The organism is Cobetia sp. (assembly GCF_983723665.1).
Window position 1 is genome coordinate 1 of the sequence record NZ_CFDJES010000023.1, and the last position, 2,281, is coordinate 2,281.

Here is a 2,281-nt window from a genome sequence, read left to right on the forward strand (position 1 = left end):
GCGGTCTTGATGCCGGTGAGCAGATTGGGCGTCGCCAGCGGCAGGATGACGTGACGCAGCTGCTCGCGACGCGTCAGGCCCATGCCACGTGCCACCTTGACCAGCAGCGGGTCCACCGTCAGCAACGCGGTGATCGCCGCGCGGATGATCGGCAGCAAGGAGTAGACGAACAACGCGATCACCGCCGGTACCACCCCGATGCCGAACAGCGGAATCATCAGTGCCAGCAGCGCGATGGAGGGGATGGTCTGCAGCAGGCCGGTGACGTAGAGCACCACCCGCGAGACCTTCGGATTGCGATAGACAAGCAAGGACAGCGGCAGGCCGACCAGACACGCCAGCAGCAGCGCCGAGAGCGTCAACTGCAGGTGCTCGATCAGATTGGTACCCAGCTTGTCCCACTTGGCGCCGCTGACTTCACGCTGCTCGGTGGTGATGCCCTGTTCCTGAATGAAGCGACTGGCGACCTGAGCGAAGCTCTGCTCATCGGTGGAAACGCGGGCGTTGAGCGCCTGCATGCTGTCTTCATCGAGGCTCCCCGCCAGCTGGTTGAGCGCCGCGACGGCATCTTCCGGCAAGGCGGCATTCACGAAGGGTACCGCCAGATACTCGGGGAAGTAGCCCTTGTCATCGTCGAGCAGCACGAAGTCGAAGCGCTTGATGTCGCCCTCGGTGGAATAGGCATCGGTGGCGTCGATCTTGCTCTCGCGCAGCGCCTGATAGGCGATGCCGTGCTCGATGCCACGCGGCACCTGGGAAAGGCCGTATTCCGCGGCCAGTCCCGGCCAGCCATCCGGACGCTTGATGAACTCATGCGACATCGCGACGGACAGATCCGGGTGATCGGCCATATCGCCGATGGTACTGATGCCCAGCGACTCGGCCTGATCACGGCGCATGCTGACGGCGTAGGTATTGTTGAAGCCCAGCGGCTCGAGCACGCGCAGGCCCTGCTCGCGACTCAGCTCATCGAGCTTCTCGAGCGGAGGCACGTCGTCCAGCTTGAGAATCGCGTGGGCCAGGGTGCCGGTGTATTCGGGATAGACATCCAGCTCGCCTTCCGCCAGCCCCTGATAGGTGATGATGGTCTGCCCCAGCCCCAGACGGCGCTCGACCGTGAAGCCGGCGTCCTCCAGCACCTGCGCGAAGATCTCGCCCAGCAGATGCCCTTCGCGGTCAGCCTTGGAGCCGACCACGATCGGCTTGTCCTCGGGCCATGTCGCGGCTTGCTCTTCCGCGCTGGCAAGCGGGCTGGACACCAGCGCTCCCAGACTGGCAAGCGCCAGGCCGGCGACCATCAGCGCACCGGACAGCCCGCGGCGCGAGCGTTGCAGGACGGGAGTCGTCATCAGCGTCTTCATGCGCGTGCCTCCAGCAGTCGGGCCACGCGCTCATCCGCCGGCGCCGTGGTGATGGTGTCGGGGCTGGCGGCCTGCAGCACCACGCCGGGCGCCATCACCACCATGTGATCGGACAGGCTCAGCGCCTCGTTCATGTCGTGGGTGACCATCACCACGCTGCGCGGCTCCTCCTGCTGCATGCGCTGGAACTGGGCGTGCACCTCGATGCGCGTGATCGGGTCGACGGCCGAGAAGGCCTCATCGAGCAGCAGCAACGGTGGCTCCAGCATCATGGCGCGACACAGCCCGACGCGCTGGGCCTGACCGCCGGAAATCTCGTGGGGATAGCGGGTCAGCAGCGCCATGTCGAGATCCATCATCTGGAACAGACGCGCGATGCGTGCCTTGACGCGCTCGGCGCTCCAGCCTTCGCGGTCAGCGAGAATGGCGACGTTGTCGCGTACGCTGAGATGGGGAAAGAGGCCGATCTGCTGGACGGCATAGCCGATGCGGCGACGCATGACTGGCAGGTTGGCGTAATCGACGGCGGCGCCGAACACCTTCACCTCGCCTTCATCCGGGCGGATCAGGCCGTTGATCAGCTGCAGCAGGGTCGATTTGCCACAGCCACTGGCACCGACCAGGGCGGTGATACGGTCACGCGGCAGTTCAAGATCAATGCCTTCAAACAGGCGCTGACCGGCAAAGCCCTTGTGCAGGCCGCTGAAGCGGACTGCCGGGGCGGTGTCATCACTCATCGAGTAGGTCCTTCTAGGCAGGTGAGCATGAGTCTGGAATGGTAAAAAGCGCTGGCGAGTCAGCGCACTTGCACACTAAAGAGTGCCGGTGACACCAGGCAGGTGACGGGAATGCTCCCCACTGACGCCCTCACGACTTCCTCAATCAACAGTGACTACAGCGTCTCAGCTTATCAAGTCACC

Annotated in this window: 2 protein-coding genes; both read right to left on the reverse strand. The window is 64.4% G+C overall.

Going from position 1 to position 2,281, the window contains the following annotated elements; all coding sequences use genetic code 11:
* Positions 1-1,349 (reverse strand): glycine betaine ABC transporter substrate-binding protein (locus AC4FAH_RS04055; protein WP_490245669.1); only part of this gene is annotated, 1,349 nt, incomplete at its 3' end.
* An 8-nt stretch (positions 1,350-1,357) separates the two neighbouring features.
* Positions 1,358-2,098, reverse strand: a complete 741-nt coding sequence (locus tag AC4FAH_RS04060; protein ID WP_153636301.1) for an ATP-binding cassette domain-containing protein — start codon at positions 2,096-2,098, stop codon at positions 1,358-1,360.
* Between the last annotated feature and the right edge of the window lie 183 nt (positions 2,099-2,281).